Raw genomic sequence first — 241 nt, 5'->3', positions numbered from 1 at the left:
GCCGCGCGCCGCCACGACCTTCCTGGAGGCCCCGCGGGAGGCCGGCGACTCCCAGGGGAGCGGCATCCACCGCCTCAGCGCCGTCGTGCGCATGCGCGAGCGCATCGAGGATGCGGTCCGCGTGAGCGACGAGCCCGTCGTGACGATCGGGGGCGACTGCGGCGTCGCGCTGGGCGCGGTCTCGGCGGTCGCGGGTGACGACCTCGCCCTCGTCTGGATCGACGCGCATCCCGACCTGAAC

The 241-nt window shown here is 75.5% G+C and carries 1 protein-coding gene; it reads left to right on the top strand.

The features are described from left to right. Window positions 1-241, top strand: a 241-nt coding sequence (locus tag ACZ3GY_RS24710) for an arginase family protein (RefSeq protein ID WP_465912453.1), incomplete at both ends; no start/stop codon positions are given.

The organism is Pseudomonas sp. PME37.24/006, from assembly GCF_055556635.1.
The sequence above is the reverse complement of the archived record's forward strand: the minus strand, read 5'-3'. Positions and strand labels throughout refer to the sequence as shown.